This window comes from gamma proteobacterium symbiont of Lampromicra miyakona (genome assembly GCF_059730895.1).
Window position 1 is genome coordinate 1,423,235 of sequence record NZ_AP035932.1, and the last position, 17,038, is coordinate 1,440,272.

General features: G+C 57.3%; 18 protein-coding genes and 1 tRNA gene. 8 read left to right on the plus strand and 11 right to left on the minus strand.

The genetic code is table 11. The features are described 5' to 3' along the window. Positions 1-7: 7 nt before the first annotated feature. Entirely contained in the window at positions 8-1,162 is a 1,155-nt protein-coding gene (locus tag AC6I8P_RS06515; protein ID WP_058775802.1) for an MFS transporter, read from the minus strand. A gap of 891 nt (positions 1,163-2,053) precedes the next feature. On the opposite strand from AC6I8P_RS06515, the gene ompC reads away from it, so the two are divergent. Continuing rightward, the gene (gene ompC / locus AC6I8P_RS06520; RefSeq protein ID WP_031280043.1) at positions 2,054-3,163 is read left to right on the plus strand and encodes a porin OmpC; all 1,110 of its coding nucleotides are present in this window, start codon (positions 2,054-2,056) and stop codon (positions 3,161-3,163) included. 22 nt (positions 3,164-3,185) lie between these two features. On the opposite strand, the gene AC6I8P_RS06525 is transcribed toward ompC, so the two are convergent. Continuing rightward, complete coding sequence (locus AC6I8P_RS06525) at positions 3,186-3,749, minus strand: TetR/AcrR family transcriptional regulator (protein ID WP_058769916.1); 564 nt, start codon at positions 3,747-3,749, stop codon at positions 3,186-3,188. A 97-nt stretch (positions 3,750-3,846) separates the two neighbouring features. On the opposite strand from AC6I8P_RS06525, the gene AC6I8P_RS06530 reads away from it, so the two are divergent. Then, positions 3,847-4,302 (plus strand): nuclear transport factor 2 family protein, encoded by a 456-nt coding sequence (locus tag AC6I8P_RS06530; protein WP_058758444.1) that lies wholly within the window; start codon positions 3,847-3,849, stop codon positions 4,300-4,302. Between the two features lies 1 nt (position 4,303). On the opposite strand, the gene AC6I8P_RS06535 is transcribed toward AC6I8P_RS06530, so the two are convergent. Beyond that, positions 4,304-4,459, minus strand: coding sequence for a hypothetical protein (locus AC6I8P_RS06535; protein ID WP_164861051.1), 156 nt, complete (start codon positions 4,457-4,459; stop codon positions 4,304-4,306). Positions 4,460-4,860: 401 nt separating this feature from the next. Here AC6I8P_RS06535 and apbE point away from each other — a divergent pair, with 401 nt between their 5' ends. The 3 genes from apbE to AC6I8P_RS06550 all read left to right on the plus strand — a co-directional run bounded on the left by apbE (position 4,861) and on the right by AC6I8P_RS06550 (position 8,290). Beyond that, positions 4,861-5,892: an FAD:protein FMN transferase ApbE gene (apbE, locus tag AC6I8P_RS06540; RefSeq protein WP_058775798.1), complete on the plus strand. Its 1,032-nt coding sequence runs from the start codon at positions 4,861-4,863 to the stop codon at positions 5,890-5,892. Between the two features lie 17 nt (positions 5,893-5,909). Then, positions 5,910-6,551 (plus strand): DNA oxidative demethylase AlkB, encoded by a 642-nt coding sequence (gene alkB, locus AC6I8P_RS06545; RefSeq protein WP_059009149.1) that lies wholly within the window; start codon positions 5,910-5,912, stop codon positions 6,549-6,551. A gap of 86 nt (positions 6,552-6,637) precedes the next feature. Beyond that, entirely contained in the window at positions 6,638-8,290 is a 1,653-nt protein-coding gene (locus AC6I8P_RS06550) for a multidrug ABC transporter permease/ATP-binding protein (RefSeq protein ID WP_481657513.1), read from the plus strand. A gap of 153 nt (positions 8,291-8,443) precedes the next feature. On the opposite strand, the gene AC6I8P_RS06555 is transcribed toward AC6I8P_RS06550, so the two are convergent. Both AC6I8P_RS06555 and AC6I8P_RS06560 read right to left on the minus strand, forming a co-directional pair. After that, positions 8,444-9,169, minus strand: coding sequence for a 4'-phosphopantetheinyl transferase family protein (locus AC6I8P_RS06555; RefSeq protein ID WP_104093080.1), 726 nt, complete (start codon positions 9,167-9,169; stop codon positions 8,444-8,446). Positions 9,170-9,245: 76 nt separating this feature from the next. Beyond that, positions 9,246-9,449, minus strand: coding sequence for a hypothetical protein (locus tag AC6I8P_RS06560; protein ID WP_010618078.1), 204 nt, complete (start codon positions 9,447-9,449; stop codon positions 9,246-9,248). A 405-nt stretch (positions 9,450-9,854) separates the two neighbouring features. Here AC6I8P_RS06560 and AC6I8P_RS06565 point away from each other — a divergent pair, with 405 nt between their 5' ends. Together AC6I8P_RS06565 and AC6I8P_RS06570 are read left to right on the plus strand one after the other, a co-directional pair. Next, entirely contained in the window at positions 9,855-10,358 is a 504-nt protein-coding gene (locus AC6I8P_RS06565; protein WP_498031070.1) for a hypothetical protein, read from the plus strand. 142 nt (positions 10,359-10,500) lie between these two features. Then, on the plus strand, positions 10,501-10,773 hold the full coding sequence (locus tag AC6I8P_RS06570; protein WP_031280046.1) for a hypothetical protein: 273 nt from the start codon (positions 10,501-10,503) through the stop codon (positions 10,771-10,773). Positions 10,774-10,806: 33 nt separating this feature from the next. On the opposite strand, the gene AC6I8P_RS06575 is transcribed toward AC6I8P_RS06570, so the two are convergent. The 4 genes from AC6I8P_RS06575 to AC6I8P_RS06590 all read right to left on the minus strand — a co-directional run bounded on the left by AC6I8P_RS06575 (position 10,807) and on the right by AC6I8P_RS06590 (position 13,444). Then, positions 10,807-11,133, minus strand: coding sequence for a four-helix bundle copper-binding protein (locus tag AC6I8P_RS06575; RefSeq protein ID WP_159378540.1), 327 nt, complete (start codon positions 11,131-11,133; stop codon positions 10,807-10,809). 162 nt (positions 11,134-11,295) lie between these two features. Continuing rightward, positions 11,296-11,372: transfer RNA gene (locus AC6I8P_RS06580), tRNA-Pro, on the minus strand. 72 nt (positions 11,373-11,444) lie between these two features. After that, complete coding sequence (gene yejM / locus AC6I8P_RS06585) at positions 11,445-13,193, minus strand: LPS biosynthesis-modulating metalloenzyme YejM (protein ID WP_021509248.1); 1,749 nt, start codon at positions 13,191-13,193, stop codon at positions 11,445-11,447. Between the two features lie 23 nt (positions 13,194-13,216). Then, on the minus strand, positions 13,217-13,444 hold the full coding sequence (locus tag AC6I8P_RS06590; protein ID WP_021509249.1) for a YejL family protein: 228 nt from the start codon (positions 13,442-13,444) through the stop codon (positions 13,217-13,219). A gap of 158 nt (positions 13,445-13,602) precedes the next feature. Between AC6I8P_RS06590 and yejK the strand changes: the two genes are divergently transcribed. Further along, complete coding sequence (gene yejK, locus AC6I8P_RS06595; protein WP_021509250.1) at positions 13,603-14,607, plus strand: nucleoid-associated protein YejK; 1,005 nt, start codon at positions 13,603-13,605, stop codon at positions 14,605-14,607. Between the two features lie 64 nt (positions 14,608-14,671). On the opposite strand, the gene rplY is transcribed toward yejK, so the two are convergent. Beyond that, positions 14,672-14,956, minus strand: coding sequence for a 50S ribosomal protein L25 (rplY, locus tag AC6I8P_RS06600; RefSeq protein ID WP_010618083.1), 285 nt, complete (start codon positions 14,954-14,956; stop codon positions 14,672-14,674). Positions 14,957-15,087: 131 nt separating this feature from the next. Beyond that, entirely contained in the window at positions 15,088-16,842 is a 1,755-nt protein-coding gene (gene radD, locus AC6I8P_RS06605) for a DNA repair helicase RadD (protein ID WP_394541806.1), read from the minus strand. Between the last annotated feature and the right edge of the window lie 196 nt (positions 16,843-17,038).

A 17,038-nucleotide genomic window follows, 5' to 3' on the forward strand; every position in this document is an offset into this window, starting at 1 on the left:
CCTGCAATTAACGCGCGACCAGCCGGGCGCTGGCGGCAACCGCCAGCAGCAGCAGGGCGATAAGTAAAAACGCGCCGCTCAGGCTGAGCCACTGGGAAATAAAGCCGATTAAAGCCGGGCCTGAAAGAATACCCGCATAGCCGAGCGTTGTCATGGCGGAAATCGCCAGATTGGCCGGCATATCCTGTTGATTACCGGCGGCATTAAACAGCATCGGCACGGTATTGGCCAGGCCAAAGCCCACCAGCAAAAAGGCCAGCAGCGCCGCCTGCGGCCACGGCAGCAGCACCGCCAGCGTCATGCCGGCTGCCGCCGCCAGCGCACCGGTCAGCATCACCGGATAGCGGCCAAAGCGCTGAATCACTTTATCGCCCGTCAGACGACCTATGGTCATGGCGATGGAGAAGATGGCGTACCCCAGACCGGCGTGCGCCACGCTCATGCCCGGGCTCTGCAGCAGCAGCAGGGCGCTCCAGTCGAGTACCGCGCCTTCCGCAAGGAACAGAATAAAGCACAGGCAACCGAGGAAGGCGACCCAGCCGCGCGGGATCACCAGCCAGGGTTGATCGGGCTGATGCAGGCGCTCTGTCATCAGCGTCGGCAGGCTGCACAGCAACAGCAGCACCATCAGCAGCATGATAACGCCCACTGCCTGCAGCGGTGTCAGACCCGCGCCAAGTAACAGGCTGACCGCGCCGGCGCCGAGAATACCGCCAAGGCTGAAGAAACCGTGGAAACCGGACATCATCGGCTTCGCCGCCGCTTTCTCAACCTCAACCGCCTGCACATTCATGGCCACATCCAGCATGCCGAGCCCGGCACCGAACACCATCAGCGTAGCGGCCATCAGCCACATCACATCCAGCGTCGCCAGCAGCGGCAGTACTGCCAGCACCACCAGCGTGGAGCACAGCATAACGCGGCGGCAGCCAAAGCGTGCCACCAGCGCACCGGTCACCGGCATTGCCGCCAGTGAACCAATGCCGAGACACAGCAGCAGGCCGCCCAGCGACGCGCCCGTCAGCTGGAGACGCTGGCTGGCAAACGGCACCAGCGGTGCCCACGCAGACATGCTTAAACCGGCGATGAGAAAAACGAGGCGTGTTCCCAGATTGACACGCTGATGCAATTTGTTGGGCTGTGCGGCGTCCAGTGCTGTCATAAAGGTGTCGTTGTCATAAGTCGTTCGAGCGACGAAGTTTAGCATTAAAGCTGGCGCGGCACCGCTCAATGAAGGAGAAGAGCAGGGCAAAATGGTCGCCAGAAAACAGCATATTACCGATCTTTTGCCAGGCGCTGCGCTTTTCCAGACATTTCCTGGACTTCATAAACTCTCAGGCCGTTATCAAACCGACAGATTCAGTGAAAATTTGGCTTAAGTTGGGGTGAAAATCGATTGCTGCGGCAGCGCTAACTCACTGAATAGTGGTAAAGAATATTCCGCAAACGGTTGGGGAAACGCATCGGCTATATTCCTGTTCAACTTTATTACGCCCGGAAATTAACATTGTGCAATCATGGCTAAGTAATGAACAAAAAGTGCGAAAACGAACAAATAATGGCGTCCTGAGTGGCGGTTAATTTAACCTCAGTAAACAGGTTTACATAAAATTACACAGCGGAAGAAAAATGGCAGGTAAAAAAATGCCGGACAATCATGTCCGGCGGGAATTAGGGTAAATCTCTCATTCGGGGTGAATGAAGGTAATAATGAAATAAATGATGATAGCGGGAGTAATTGTATGCGCTGAGTGGCGTTAAGTTTTATCATTCAGTGCGGCAGCTTATCTCATCTTATCTCTATGTATTTAAATGAATAAAATTCGGTTTATCAATTAGTGCGATATTTTTTGCCGATGTGTGCTGATTATTAGTTCCGCGAAATTTACATTTGGAAATAACTATTTAATACAATGAAACACTTTCGGAAATTTAGTATCATTTTCGTGATAGATTATTGCTCTCCATAAAATAACAATGGCTTGCCGGCTGAATTTTTAAGCATTCAGTTAGCAGTGGCACATATAAAAGGCACATTACAGAGGGTAATAAAATGAAACGTCGCGTTCTCTCCCTGATGATTCCTGCATTGCTGGTGGCAGGCTCAGCAAGCGCAGCTGAAATTTATAACAAAGATGGCAACAAATTAGACCTCTACGGCAAAGTAGACGGCCTGCACTATTTCTCGGACAACGATGGCCAGGACGGTGACCAGTCTTACCTGCGTTTTGGTTTTAAAGGTGAAACTCAGGTGACCGACCAGCTGACCGGCTACGGTCAGTGGGAGTACCAGGCAGCGCTGAACACCGCAGAATCGCAGGGTACCGCTAACAGCTACACCCGTGTCGGCTTCGCCGGTCTGAAATTCGGTGATGCGGGCTCGTTCGACTACGGCCGTAACTACGGCGTACTGTATGACATCGGCGCCTGGACTGACGTGCTGCCGGAGTTTGGTGGTGACACCTACGGCGCGGACAACTTCATGTTCCAGCGCAGCAACGGCCTGGCGACTTACCGCAACAGCAACTTCTTCGGCCTGGTGGATGGCTGGAACTTTGCCGTGCAGTATCAGGGCAAAAACGACAACCCAACCGAATCCTCTTCCGGTCGTGATGTCCTGGGTGAGAACGGCGACGGATGGGGCCTGAGCACCACCTACGATCTCGGCTCCGGCTTCGGTCTGGGTGCGGCGATGTTCCAGTCTGACCGTACCAACAATCAGAACGGCAACGCGCCAGGCATTCTTGGTCGCGGTGATAAAGCCGAAGCCTACACCGGCGGTCTGAAATATGACGCTAACAACGTATATCTGGCGGCGATGTACACCCGTTCTTACAACGCAACCCGCTTCGGCGCGGTGGATTCTGCTGCGTACGGCTATGCCAACAAAGCGGACAACTGGGAACTGGTGGCACAGTATCAGTTTGACTTCGGTCTGCGTCCGTCGCTGGCCTTCGTCTCCTCACGCGGCAGCGATATCGAAGGTTACGGCAGCCAGAACCTGAAAAAATATGTCGACGTGGGTGCGACCTATTACTTCAACAAAAACATGTCGACCTATGTTGATTACCAGATCAACCTGCTGGACGACAACAACTTCACCGATGCGGCCGGTATCAACACCGACGACATCGTTGCGCTGGGCCTGGTTTACCAGTTCTAAGCCGGAGAGCGTGGCCTGCGGGTCACGCTCTGCTCTCCAGCAGCGCGTTCAGCGCCGCCTGCAGCGTTGCCGTCACCTGCTGCGCCGCTTCCCCCATCTGAACCTGCACGATTGCGCCATCCACCAGCAACACGATCTGCCCGGTTTTATCCTGCTGTGCCGTGCTGAGTCTTTCGGCAATGGCGGCCGCCATCTCACGCTTGTGCTGGCGGATCAGTGCGCTCGCTTCCGGCAGGGTATCAGCCAGTTCTGCCGCGCTATTAATAAACGCACAGCCGCGAAAATCCTCCTCCTGAAACCAGCTCAGTAACGCCGCCGGCAGCGCCACGTTGATGGCAGGCTGCTGCGCCAGCGCGCTGCGAAAGCCGCTCATCCAGCGCTGATGGCGCTGCTGCAGAAACGCCAGAATTAAGTCATTTTTGGCCGGAAAGTGGCGGTAGAAGGTCACTTTGGTCACGCCAGCCGCGGCAATCACTTTATCGATGCCGGTAGCACGGATGCCTTGCGCATAAAACAACTGTTGCGCGCTGAGCAGGATGCGGTCACGCGCGCTGGCGCTGGCATCAAACAGCAGGGGTGCGAGCATAAGAAAAAATTCCTGTTTACGGGGGTAGACAGAATTGTCTACATACGGCAGGATGAATCAAGTAGACAGACCTGTCTACATCATCAGGAGATAAAAAATGCTCATCCCCCCGTTCGATCATCAAAGTGCCTTAGAAAAAGTGCGTATGGCGGAAGATGCCTGGAACAGCTGCGATCCGCAGCGCGTGTCGCAGGTTTACAGTGAAGATACCCGCTGGCGCAATCGCAGCGAATTCGTTAACGGCCGCGCGGACGTCGTGACCTTTCTGCAGCGCAAATGGGCCCGCGAGCTGGATTATCGGTTGATTAAAGAGTTGTGGGCGTGGCACCACGATAAGCTGGCGGTGCGTTTTGCCTATGAGTGGCGCGATGACAGCGGCAACTGGTTCCGCAGCTACGGCAATGAAAACTGGCACTTTGGTGCCGATGGTCTGATGATTCAGCGCTTCGCCTGCATCAACGATTTGCCGATTAGCGCTGAAGCGCGGCTGTTTCACTGGCCGGCTGGCAGACGCCCGGACGATCATCCGGGCCTGAGCGAGCTGGGTCTGTAATTTACGGCGCGTTGCGCCAGCGTCTGGCCTTTGCCGCCTGCTGCGGGGATGTGGTGGCAGGCGGCAGGCTGCCTTCCAGCGCCACGCCCGCCAGCGTAAAGGCGGAAAAGCTCAGCCAGCGCTGCCATTTATCCTGTTGTTCTGTTGCCTTACTCATATTGCACCTCGCTGATGTTCAACCCACCATCAACGCTGCACAATTCATGCCATACCACCGCTCTCAGCGCCACGCGCCCCGTGGTCGCTTTGTTACACTGCGCCAGCGCTGATGCGGTGCAGGGTGCACGACGCTGGTGCAATGCCTTAACGTCGGCGCGACGGATAGTGCTGAATCAGGCGGTGGCGATAGTGCTGCCAGCAACGGAAGCTTCCGTAAGCAAATAACCCGGCGGTAATAGCAAGAATCATATAAATCATCTGTCGCTCCTGTAAGGATTCTCGTGCAGGAACGCAGTATGCTGTGCCAGCCAGCGATCAACTTCAAGCAGCTTTAGACGGTTTTACAAGCGAGTTATGCTTTGTAATAGGCTGTAGTAATGAGTTACAGACGAGGAATTGATGAATTTTCAGAACATTCTGCTGACAGGCATGGTAGCACTGCTGCTGAGCGGGTGCGAGCAAAAACCGGCGCAGCAGGCGCTGGTGCTGGAAGGCAAAACCATGGGAACGGTGTGGCGCGTGAGTCTGGCGGGCGTGGATTCTCAGCGTAAAGCCGCGCTGCAGCAGGCGATTCAGCAGCAGCTCGATCGCGACGATGGCGAACTCTCCACCTGGAAAAAGGACTCGGTGCTGTCGCGCTTCAACCAGTATCAGGGGCAGGATCCCCAGCCGGTCAGTGCCGATATGGCCGATATCGTCACCCGCGCGCTGCGCATCGGCCAGCTGACCGGCGGCGCGATGGACATTACCGTCGGACCGCTGGTGAATCTGTGGGGCTTTGGCCCGGCGCAGCAGCCGGCGCATACGCCATCGGATGCCGCTATTGCCGCCGCCAAAGCGCAGACCGGCCTGCAGCACCTGCGCGTGATTGAAACGGTGAACGGCCAGTGGCTGCAGAAAGATCTGCCTGGCCTGTATGTTGATCTCTCCACCATGGGCGAAGGCTACGCCACCGATCACCTGGCGCGGCTGATGGAGCAGCAGGGCATCACTAATTATCTGGTGTCGGTGGGCGGGGCGGTGCTGAGTCGCGGCCTGAATGCCAGCCAGCAGCCGTGGCGGGTCGCCATCCAGAAACCGACCGATCGCGAGAACGCGGTGGAGGCACGCGTCGATCTGCAGGGGCACGGAATCAGCACCTCCGGCAGCTATCGCAACTATTATGAACTGGATGGCAAACGCATCTCGCACGTGATCGATCCGGCCAGCGGCCGACCCATCGATCACCGGCTGGTCTCAGCCACGGTGATTGCCACCACCGCGCTGGAAGCCGACGGCTGGGACACCGGGCTGATGGTGCTCGGCACCGAGCGTGCCAAAGCGCTGGCGCTGAAACAGCATCTGGCGGTGTATCTGATTACGAAGCAGGGCGACGGTTTCAGCCACTGGATGTCGCCACAGTTCAAATCGTTTCTTATCGATCAGCCCTGACCTGACAGGAGGTAACTGTGCTGGATCTATTTAGTGAAGACGCGCCATGGCAGGAGCCGCTGGCCGAGGGCGCGGTGATTCTGCGTCGCCGGGCGCGTGAGCAGGCCGATGCGCTGCTGGCGGCGATTCATGACGTCGCGGCCCTTAACCCGTTTGCCCATCGCATCACGCCGGGTGGACATCGCATGTCAGTCGCCATGACCAACTGCGGCGATTTCGGCTGGTCGACCGATTCGCGCGGTTACCAGTACACCGAACAGGATGTCAGCAGCGGCCGTAAATGGCCGCCGATGCCCGCGCTGTTCCGCACGCTGGCGCAGCAGACCGCGCAGGAGGCCGGCTTTGCCGGTTTCAATCCGGACGCCTGCCTGATTAACCGCTATGAGCCCGGCGCCAAACTGACGCTGCATCAGGATAAGGATGAGAAAGACTTACGCCAGCCGATTGTCTCGGTATCGCTTGGCCTGCCGGCCGTTTTTCAGTTTGGCGGTTTTGAGCGCGGCGATGCGACGCAGCGCGTGCTGCTGGAGCACGGCGATATCGTGGTGTGGGGCGGTCCGTCGCGCCTGCGCTATCACGGCATTTTGCCGCTAAAAGCGGGCATCCATCCGCAGGCTGGCGCGTTCCGTTACAACCTGACCTTCCGCCGCGCCCAGTAACCGTAAAACGGATGAGAATTATTCTTGCCTTCACCCGAGGCGCCATTAAACTGCAGGCTGCCTGGTTGACCTCTGGATAATTTTTAATGGCATTGCTTCAGGTTGTTTTTCGTCAGTACCGCTGGCCGTTTATTGGCGTGATTGTGCTGACGCTGCTCAGCGCCGCGCTGGGTATCGGGCTGATCGCCTACATCAATAATGAACTGATCGTGGCAGTTAATACCTCGCTCACCGTGCTGACGGGTTTTCTCGCCCAGCTGTTTCTGCTGATGGCGGTGACGCTGGCATCGCAGCTGGCGCTGACTCAGCTCGGCCACCATTTTGTCTGGCGGCTGCGCGGTGAGTTTATCAAGCGTATTCTGGATACCCGGGTTGAACGCATTGAGCAGATTGGTAACGCTCAGCTGCTGGCCGGCCTGACCAGCGACGTGCGTGCCATCACTATCGCCTTTGTGCGCCTGCCTGAGCTGATTCAGGGCATCATTATTACGCTGGGTTCCGCGATCTATCTGGCGTGGCTGTCACCGCAAATGCTGTTGATCACCACACTGTGGCTGGTGGTGACGCTGATCGGCGGCTGGCTGCTGGTGTCGCGCGTCTATCAGCACATGGCGAAGCTGCGCGACATCGAGGACGAGCTGTACCGCGATTTTCAGACCATCATTGAAGGGCGCAAAGAGCTGCAGCTTAACCGCGAGCGTGCCCGGCTGATTTACGACACCGTGTATCAGGAAAATGCCACGGATTATCGTCGTCACATTGTGCGCGCCGATACCTTCCATCTCAGCGCGGTGAACTGGTCGAACATTATGATGCTCGGCGCGATTGGTATTGTGTTCTTCATGGCCAATGGTCTCGGCTGGGCCAATACCGCTGTCGCCGCGACCTATTCGCTGACGCTGCTGTTCCTGCGCACGCCGCTGCTGGCGGCAGTAGGCGCGCTGCCGACGCTGCTCAGCGCACAGGTGGCGTTGCGGAAAATTAATACCTTCGATCTGGCTCCCTATAGCGCCGGTTTCAAAGCGCTGCCGACGGTGAGCGACTGGCAGACGCTGGAGCTGCGCGACGTCTGTTTCCATTATGGCGAGCACGGTTTTTCCGTCGGGCCGATCAACCTGACGCTGCGCCGCGGTGAACTGGTGTTTCTGATTGGCGGTAACGGCAGCGGTAAATCCACGCTGGCGATGCTGCTGACCGGCCTGTATCAGCCGCATTCAGGCCGCCTGCTGCTGGACGGTAACGAGATGGACTGGCATAACCTTGATGCCTATCGCCAGCACTTCTCGGCGGTGTTCACTGACGTGCACCTGTTTGACCGCCTGATTCGTCGTGGTGGTGAGCCGGCTAATCCGGCGCTGGTGCAGCAGTGGCTGGAGCGGCTGAAAATGCAGGACAAGCTGAAGCTGGAAGGCAACCGGGTACTCAACCTGCAGCTGTCGAAAGGGCAGAGCAAGCGGCTTGCTCTGCTGCTGGCGGCGGCAGAGGAGCGCGATATCCTGCTGCTCGATGAGTGGGCGGCCGATCAGGACCCGCACTTCCGCCGCATCTTCTACCGCGAGCTGCTGCCGTGGCTTCAGGCGTCCGGCAAAACCGTGTTCGCCATCAGCCATGACGATCACTACTTTATTCATGCCGATCGGCTGCTGGAAATGCGCGATGGGCAGTTAAGCGAGCTGACCGGCCGCGAGCGCGAAATGGCCACGCTGGACGCCGTCAAACGCACCGATACCGGCCATTGACGGCTGGCGGCAAAGCTTAGCAAAAACCCTTATTGGGCAGGACGTTGTCAGCGGGATACAGTGAATGGCAGCAGAGATCCTCGTCTCTGCCTCCCTGGAACACTTCTGTCGTCTTGTGTTGTCACCGGCCCGGGCTTATTCCGCGCCGGTTTTTTATTGCGTGCAGGCCGGGTGAGTGAGCAGTGTGACCACGCGCGCCGGCTGCAGCCAGAAGCGTGCGTCCAGCACGGTGCTGCGGGTAAATTCCGCGCTGAAATCCTGACACAGCTGCAGCCTGGCGCGCTGCTGCGGCAGGTCGAGCTCGATCAGCGCTGCCTGATGAAACGCCATCGGCTGATGCAGCCGCGGCCATAGCGCCTTATAAAGACTCTCTTTCAGCGAAAACAGCAGCGTTGCTGCCTGCGCAAAGGGCAGCGGCTGGCCCTCCAGCAGCGCGCGCTCCTGCGCGTTCATCAGCAGTTCCGCCGTGTCCTGCGCGGTTTCCTCTGCCATCACCTGCTCAACATCAATGCCCACATACAATGCCTCGCGCGTCGCGGCCATCACCACGCAGTCATGGCTATGCGACAGCGAAGCACGGATGCCTGCCGGCCAGCACGGTGAGCGGTCCGGTGCGTTGTGCAGCACGAAATCGCTGATGCCCAGCTGCGCCAGCTGTTGCCGCACCAGCCAGCGGCTGGCGAGATATTCAATTTTGCGTTTGCTGGCTGCCTGCTGTAGTGCAGACGGCAGCGGCAGTTGCCACTGCGCAGGTAAAGCGGCGTGCCACTGTTGCCGATCAAAGCGGCACCACGCCAGCGACAGCGATTCAGCGGTGTGGCCAGCGGCGGTGATGAAACCACAAGCGGGCAGCGGCAGGGATGTTTCGGCTGAGAACATAACGAGTAACGGCTGATGGAAAAGCGTGTTTTACCAGTCAGCCGCGGGCAGAGCAAGCCGAAAAGGCTGCTGCGGGTTAGCGATTTGGCGGGATAGCGAAGCTCTTCATCTGCACCACAAAATGGTGGTGGCCTTTAGTAATGCGTGCACCACGGTCACACCAGTGGCTCGCCAGGCGGAAGAAATCATCGCTGCCAATATCATACGCCAGCTCCACTTTGCTGATGCCTGAGTGCAGGAGTTCTTCCGCATCCTGCAGGTTTTTTGCTTTGATGACCATAACGAGATTCCATCAAATAAACGGGAGCTTTAGGGTAGGGGAAATCTGTGACAGTTTTGTTTCACTTTAATGAAATGCTGTCACAAATCAGTAAAAACGTGATCCCGGTCCGCTTTAATGATTGCAGATAAGTGCCTGATTCGCAGCATGAATGAAGTGTGATGCGAGATTATGCTGCAGGATTTTGCACTCTGAACAGTAAGGTCAGGGCCTGTCGTAGTGGTGGCGAATAGCCGCGTCTGGCGCGGTAATGACGCGGTAATGACGCGGTCATTTTCCATCTCTATCCTTCCTGTGGTGGCTGTATTATGAAGCCCATCACACATCGATAGCCGCTTCGTTTAACCGGGGTAAAGCGTGGGCGTAACATGCTGGTGGCTGACGAAAGAGGCTAAGGAGCGAACGATGCAAAAACTGGCTGGCATAATGTTACTGGGTTGCATGAGCGTAGGCGCTGCACAGGCAGCAGATCTCAGCTTCCAGAATGCGCAGGGCAATATTGAAATGGTGCCCGGCAAACCCACCTTTGTGCATAAACTGCACTACCGCAAGCTCTATGATGAAAAGCCGTTCCCGGATGCGGTGATTTATTACTACAGCAACGGGGTGTATAAGATCCTGTCGCAGGGCGAAAATCATTATGGCCTCTACGTGATGCAGGGCAGCGTTGAGGACCAGAGTTACACCATCCGCTATATTTCAGCGCCGTCAAAAGACTGGGGCAACAAAACCGCCTTCCATCAGCTCACCTTTGTGAATGGCGCGCAGGCAAAGGTGTTTATTCAAAACGCGATTACGGATACCGGTGAGCAGATCGCCCAGCAAAACGGCGAGTTTTTGCTGCAGGATCACGATCCCGCGCACGCGGCGGCAGACAGCTGGGACGATGATTTAAAAATCAAACGCTGACGGTTTCGCCCTTTATCTGTGCCGCGACCGTCGCGCATTTGGTGGCGGCACCCGATGCATTGTCCACAGCAAAGATTTTTCCTATCCCAGCGAGAATTGTTTCCGGCTGGCAACGCAGCGGAAACTCGATAATTATCAGGGCATGACTAAATATCGTGTAAGAGTGGGTTTTCACAACCCCTCAGCCCTGACCTTCAGGCAGCTGGATGAAATACTGGAACCGCAACGCTTCTGGCGCAGTGACACGCGCAGCGGTACGTTTCGCTACTTCATGGAGTATGAATATGAGTCGGACGTGCGCGATATCTGCGAAGTGTGCGAGCTGGCTTACTCGCAGGCGTGTAAGGTGAAGAAATGTCCGCTGATTCTGGTACAGCCCTGCGAGGCAGAGGTTTCACTCAGCGTTAACGATTGAGACTCGCCGCAGCGAATCTCAATCCTGCTGGCATCATGCCGCCATTTTACGGCACTCTTCTGCACAGCGCTGACAGGCCTGAGCGCATTGCTGGCAGTGCTGGTGTTGATGCTGCTGGCACGCCTGCGCGCACTGCTGGCAGATGTCGGCGCAGAACTGACAGAGCTGCTGCACCGATGCACTGTTTAGCGCCATGAACTGCGCCGTGAGGCGACAGGTATTGGCGCACTGCATATCCAGCCTGATGCATTCGCGCATCATCTCCACATTTTCCTCATCCAGACAGGATGTTGCGCAGTGGTCGCACGCGGCTGCGCACAGATAACAAGCCTCCACGCAGCGTTTATATTCATCAAGCATGTTTCCTCCTTGCATTGGTGATTAACCGTTTAAGCCTGGAAAGGATTGGTCATTATGCAATGAAGGAAAGCGTTAGGATTTATTACCGCGCTGTGCTTAACGCCGCGATTTTACAGCAGAAAATAAAAAAGCAGCCATAAAGGCTGCTTTTCTTTGGGATTTTGGTCGGCACGAGAGGATTTGAACCTCCGACCCCTGACACCCCATGACAGTGCGCTACCAGGCTGCGCTACGTGCCGAACGTGGAGGGTTATACTACTGGTTCCGTTGGCGATTGCAATATGCCGGCAGCTTAACTGCCTCATAATTAATCAGTTTGCCGTGAACCGTTTCTCTTCCGTCAGCACTTGCAACAGTAGCGCCAGCTGAGGTTTATGATCTTTCAGCTCTTTGCCCTGGGCATCGTACGCGCTGTAGTTACCGTTGTTGCTGAGCACCAGCGTCACCGTTGGCGTAGTCACCACCAGTTTGCCATCTTCACTGCTGGCGACCCAGTTATGGCTGCGCTGCGCGGCAAACAGATCTTCACCCTGTGAATAGTTAACCGGATTGGTGCGCACGTGCAGCAGGCGCTGCATCAGCGTGGTCATCACATCCTGCTGATCGGTCAGGCGATCGATGCTCTGCGCCGGGGTATTCGGCCAGTGCACCACCAGCGGCACCTGCAGCGTCGCGCGGTTGCCCGGATTATCGCTGTTGTCGAAGGTAATGGCGCGCTGCGCCGTGATCACCACCACGGTATTCTTCAGCGCATCATTCTGCTGCAGCGTATGCAGCACCGTTGCGATTTGTTCATCCACGCCTGTCGCCTGGCGCATATAGCTGCGCTGGCGCGCTTTGGTGCTGTCGCCGGTTACCGTCACGCCGTTGAGCGCGATCCATGAGAACCAGGGCGCGCCGCCTTTCTGACCATTGAGCCAGTTCTGCCACTGCGTCACCGTGGTGCTGTTGGGCTGGGTATCAGCCTGCGGCAGGCTGTAATCCGCCAGCAGCGCCTGACGGTACAGCGGCTGGCTAAAGCCATCGGAAGAGAACAGGCCGAACTGATAACCCTGGCTGTTCAGCGCGCCGAGCAGGGCAGAGGGCATGCGCGCCGCCAGCACGCCGTCCATGTAGCTGGAGGAGATACCATAGAACAGGCCGAACAGGCCTTTTTCCGGCTGCAGTCCGGCGCTGTAATGCTGGGTAAAGCGCACATTTTCACTGGCGAACTGATTGAGCGACGGCAGCGCTTTATCCACCGTGGCATTGTTCAGTCCGTCCACCGTCAGAATCAGCAGGTTGTGGCGCGTTCCGCCATCGCGGAACGTAATATCGCTGAGCGGATACTGCACCGACAGCGCTTCCGGATCGCCCTGTTGCACCAGACGGCGCTGATACTCCTGCGCATCCAGCAGGCCGTGTCGCTCCAGAAAGCGCCGTGCGGTCATCGGATAGGAGAGCGGCAGGTTGGCACGCTGCATGGTAATCGGCCGGTAGAAGTTGGCGTCGGCCCAGATATACAGCAGATGACTGGCAAAGAAGGCGCTGATAAACAGCGCGGCCAGCGGCTTGCCAAACGAACGCCGGTTAAGGCTGCGCAGCTTTTGCCAGCTCCAGGTGGCAAATAGCATCTCAACGAGGAAAATCAGCGGTACGCTGATAAACATCAGCTGCCAGTCGCGCGCCATCTCGCTTTGATCGGGGTTGACCACCAGTTCCCACACCACCGGATTGAGGTGCAGATGGAAACGGTTGAACACCGCGCTGTCGACCATAATCAGCGTCAGCCCGGCCGTGGCGACCACGGCGGAGAGCACGCGCAGCAACCGCTGCGACATGGCGACAAACGTCAGCGGGAAGATAATCAGCAGATAAGCGGCAAACACGATAAAGCTGAAATGGCCAATCCAGCTGGTAAACGCATAAATACGGCCGGCGAGGGAAGAGGGCCAGTCGGCGACCAACAGGTAGCGGCTGCCTAAAATAAGCGCAAACAGAATATTAAACAGGGCAAACCAGTGCCCCCAGCTGATCATCTGGGAGACTTTTTCACGGTAGCGCTGCCGGTTGGTTACCATATTTATGAGGTCAAATCTGCAATTTAGTGGGCGTTGTCATCGCGCACGGAAGACTGCAGCGCTTCCGCAAACGAGCGGGCGAGGCTGCGGCGCTGGGCCGGTGCGATGTCGGTGTTGATCAAATTGGTCACCATGTTCCCCAACACCATCAGGGAAAGATCGGTTGGCGCTTTGTCTTTTTCAAGAACCTGCGCCAGCTGCGCGAGAAGCTGTTCGACGCGCGCGTCGCTGTAACGGGATGATTGTGGCATATCGTCGACTAATCAAGTGTGAAAACGCGGTATATTACCGTAACAACGCACTTTTTTCCGCAATTTTATCGCAAGCAGAACGATCAGTTTGTGCGCGCAGTTGAAAGCGGCTGCGGGCGGTGTTTGAATACGCGCCTGAGCCAAAAGGAGAGTCTACCATGAGTCTGGATATCGACCAGATTGCCCTGCATCAGTTAGTCAAACGTGATGAAAACCAGCTGGAACTGGTGCTGCGCGATACTCTGTTACCTGCCACGCAGGCGGTAGAAGAGATGGCGGAAGAGTTACACCGCGTCTATAGCGCCAAAAGCAAGGCTTACGGCCTGTTTAATGAAGACAGCGAGCTGGCGGAAGCGCTGCGCAACTGCCGTAAAGGGCAGGATGACTTCCTGGCGTTCAGCCGTGCGGCTACCGGACGCCTGCGCGACGAGCTGAGCAAATACCCGTTCGCCGAAGGCGGCGTGGTGCTGTTTCTGCACTATCGCTATCTGGCGGTGGAGTATCTGCTGGTGGCGGTGCTGAACAGCCAGTCGAGCATGCGCGTTAATGAGCAGCTCGACATCAGCAGCACGCACTATCTGGATATCAACCATGCCGATATCGTGGCGCGTATCGATCTCACCGAGTGGGAAACCAACCCGGAATCCACGCGCTACCTGACCTTCCTGCGCGGACGCGTGGGGCGCAAAGTGGCCGATTTCTTCATGGATTTCCTCGGCGCCAGCGTCGGTCTGGATACCAAAGCACAGAACCGCGGGCTGCTGCAGGCGGTAGATGATTACTGTGCCGAGTCGAGCCTGGATAAAAATGAGCGCCAGAACTATCGCCAGCAGGTCTACAGCTACTGCAATGAACAGCTGCAGGCGGGCGAGGAGATTGCGCTGGAAGATCTCTCCAGCGAGCTGCCGCCGCTGGGCGAAAAAACCTTTCAGGCGTTTACCCAGGAGCAGGGTTATGAGCTGGAAGAGCATTTCCCGGCCGACCGCAGCACCCTGCGTCAGCTGACGAAATTTGCCGGTAGCGGCGGGGGATTAACGCTTAACTTTGATGCCATGCTGCTGGGCGAGCGCATTTTCTGGGATCCGGCCACCGATACGCTGACCATCAAAGGCACGCCGCCGAATCTGCGCGATCAGCTGCAGCGTCGTACCGGCGGCCAGTGATCGCCGGATTTGCGCCATAAAAAAACGCCGCAGATGCGGCGTTTTTTCGTCAACCCGTTAGCGATTAAGCGCGAACGAAGTCGATGTGGTGCAGTTTTGGCTTGAACGGGTGACGCTGAACAGCCTGAACTTTAACTTTGGTTTCTTTACCGTCAACAACCAGAGTCAGCACGTCGCTGTAGAACTCAGGCTTAGCCTGCATGTTCATCACAGCGTCGTGGTCCAGTTCGATAGAAACCGCAGCGTCTTTACCGCCATAGATGATGGCCGGGAATTTGTTCGCTGCGCGCAGGCGGCGGCTCGCACCCTTACCCTGCTCTTTACGTACTTCTGCATTAATAGTGAACATCTTAAGATCTCTTCTATAGTTCCTGCTACAGGCGACCCAGCAACAGGACGGTTATTCAATACGCTTTTACGGATGCAAAAGCGGGCGGCATTATAGCCGGATTGCCACAGCGGGGCAAATGATTCCGCCGTTTAGCGCAGCTCGTTGGCGCGGCGATAGCGTCCCTGATAATCGAACATTTTTTCCCGCACCTGCCAGAAGTGGCCTTTGGCGCGCGCCACCACAAAATCGGGATGGCGCAGCAGCGGCTGCAACGCCACCACATCGGCGGCGGTCTGCCAACCGAGCTCCACGCCGGGCGCACGCTGATGTGGCCGCATAAACAGCTGCTCAAAGGCGGTGCGCTGCGCCGGGGTGCGCAGGCGAAAGCGCTCGCTGACGCTGGTGCCATCCTCATCAAAATAGGTGGCTTGCAGCCACTCGCCTTTATCATCGCGTCCGTGCGCCAGCGTCATACCACTGCAGCGCAGTACGCGCGCGTCTTTCAGCTTCAGCGCCGCTTTCAGCATATCATCGGGGTCGACCAGCACCTTGTCGCACTGCTGGCAGCGGCGTGCGGCGATATCATTTTCTGCACCGCAGTCCGGGCAGCTTTTAAAGCGGAAACGGTAGTCGCACTGCGCGCGATTGCCCTCGTCATCGTCGATCACGCCCTGACAGCGGCGGCCAAAGTGCTCAATGATGTGGCCATCTTCGGTCGCCTTGCCCCAGAAGGTGTTGGCAAAGCCGCAGGCCGGACAAAACACCTGCACCGGCTGGTTATCGCTGGCGCCTTTCGGTGCGCCGACTTCGGGCGTAAAGAGATCGTGCGGGTTTCCGGCGTAATCAAGGATCAGGCAGTCGGTTTTGCCCGGTGCCAGCCGCAATCCGCGACCGACAATTTGCTGATACAGGCTGACCGATTCGGTCGGGCGCAGAATGGCGATCAAATCGACGTGCGGCGCGTCAAAGCCGGTGGTCAGCACCGCCACGTTAACCAGAAACTTAAGCTGCTGCGCTTTGAACTGCTGAATCAGCCGGTCACGCTCTTTCACCGGGGTTTCTGCCGATACCAGCGCACTGTTTTCCGGCAGCAGGCTGAGGATTTCCCGCGCGTGTTCAACGGTTGCGGCAAACACCATCACGCCGCGGCGCGTCTCAGCGAACTCGATAATCTGTCGCATGATCTGCGGCGTGACGCGCTGCTGCTGTTTCAGTTCGCGGTTAAGATCGGCCTCACTGAACAGGCCATTATTCTGCGGGATCAGCCGACTGAAATCATACTGCACCACCGGCATATCCAGCCGCTCGGGCGGCACCAGAAAGCCATGTTTGATCATGTAGCGCAGCGGTAATTCGTAGATGCAGTCGCGGAACAGCGCATTATCATCGCCGCGCACCATGCCGTGATAGTGGTACTGGTAAATCCAGCCTTTGCCCAGACGGAATGGCGTGGCGGTCAGCCCCAGCAAACGCAGCTGCGGATTGTGCTGGCGCAGATGGGCGAACAGCTGCTGATACTGGCTCTCCTCGTTGTCGCTGATGCGATGGCACTCATCGACGATCACCAGCGAAAAGGCGCTGTCAAAACTGGCCAGATTGCGCGCCACTGATTGCACGCTGCCGAACACCACTTTACCGTCGCTCTGCTTGCGCTGCAGGCCCGCGGCGAAGATGTCCGCCTGCAGGCCATACGCCTGATATTTACTGTGGTTCTGCTCCACCAGTTCTTTGACGTGAGCCAGCACCAGCACGCGACCGCGCGCCAGCCGCGCCAGTTCGGCGATCACCAGGCTTTTGCCGGCGCCGGTCGGCAGCACAATCACCGCTGGCGTGGCGTGGCGGCGAAAATGGGCAACGGTGGCATCAACGGCTTCTTGCTGATAGGGGCGCAGGGTAAACGACATGGGAACCGGCTTTTTCTGGAACGGACGCGCATTATGCCATGAAAGTGGCTGAAACGCAGGATCGGCACTATTAGCAGGCGAAGGTTCAGGCTATACTGCCCACACTTTTTCAACGGTTAACCCTGCTCTCAATTATGCCGTGGCCGCCGCGCTACGCTGTAAATGATTTACCGGGCAAACGCCGTTTCAGTTCCCC

What these genes read in the sequence shown, in the direction of transcription:
- AC6I8P_RS06590 (WP_021509249.1), bottom strand. Translation starts at nt 13,444, where the DNA reads ATGCCACAATCATCCCGTTACAGCGACGCGCGCGTCGAACAGCTTCTC.
- AC6I8P_RS06525 (WP_058769916.1), bottom strand. Translation starts at nt 3,749, where the DNA reads ATGCTCGCACCCCTGCTGTTTGATGCCAGCGCCAGCGCGCGTGACCGC.
- rplY (WP_010618083.1), bottom strand. Translation starts at nt 14,956, where the DNA reads ATGTTCACTATTAATGCAGAAGTACGTAAAGAGCAGGGTAAGGGTGCG.
- ompC (WP_031280043.1), top strand. Translation starts at nt 2,054, where the DNA reads ATGAAACGTCGCGTTCTCTCCCTGATGATTCCTGCATTGCTGGTGGCA.
- yejK (WP_021509250.1), top strand. Translation starts at nt 13,603, where the DNA reads ATGAGTCTGGATATCGACCAGATTGCCCTGCATCAGTTAGTCAAACGT.
- AC6I8P_RS06565 (WP_498031070.1), top strand. Translation starts at nt 9,855, where the DNA reads ATGCAAAAACTGGCTGGCATAATGTTACTGGGTTGCATGAGCGTAGGC.
- radD (WP_394541806.1), bottom strand. Translation starts at nt 16,842, where the DNA reads ATGTCGTTTACCCTGCGCCCCTATCAGCAAGAAGCCGTTGATGCCACC.
- AC6I8P_RS06555 (WP_104093080.1), bottom strand. Translation starts at nt 9,169, where the DNA reads ATGTTCTCAGCCGAAACATCCCTGCCGCTGCCCGCTTGTGGTTTCATC.
- yejM (WP_021509248.1), bottom strand. Translation starts at nt 13,193, where the DNA reads ATGGTAACCAACCGGCAGCGCTACCGTGAAAAAGTCTCCCAGATGATC.
- AC6I8P_RS06575 (WP_159378540.1), bottom strand. Translation starts at nt 11,133, where the DNA reads ATGCTTGATGAATATAAACGCTGCGTGGAGGCTTGTTATCTGTGCGCA.
- AC6I8P_RS06530 (WP_058758444.1), top strand. Translation starts at nt 3,847, where the DNA reads ATGCTCATCCCCCCGTTCGATCATCAAAGTGCCTTAGAAAAAGTGCGT.
- AC6I8P_RS06570 (WP_031280046.1), top strand. Translation starts at nt 10,501, where the DNA reads ATGACTAAATATCGTGTAAGAGTGGGTTTTCACAACCCCTCAGCCCTG.
- AC6I8P_RS06515 (WP_058775802.1), bottom strand. Translation starts at nt 1,162, where the DNA reads ATGACAGCACTGGACGCCGCACAGCCCAACAAATTGCATCAGCGTGTC.
- apbE (WP_058775798.1), top strand. Translation starts at nt 4,861, where the DNA reads ATGAATTTTCAGAACATTCTGCTGACAGGCATGGTAGCACTGCTGCTG.
- AC6I8P_RS06535 (WP_164861051.1), bottom strand. Translation starts at nt 4,459, where the DNA reads ATGAGTAAGGCAACAGAACAACAGGATAAATGGCAGCGCTGGCTGAGC.
- AC6I8P_RS06550 (WP_481657513.1), top strand. Translation starts at nt 6,638, where the DNA reads ATGGCATTGCTTCAGGTTGTTTTTCGTCAGTACCGCTGGCCGTTTATT.
- AC6I8P_RS06560 (WP_010618078.1), bottom strand. Translation starts at nt 9,449, where the DNA reads ATGGTCATCAAAGCAAAAAACCTGCAGGATGCGGAAGAACTCCTGCAC.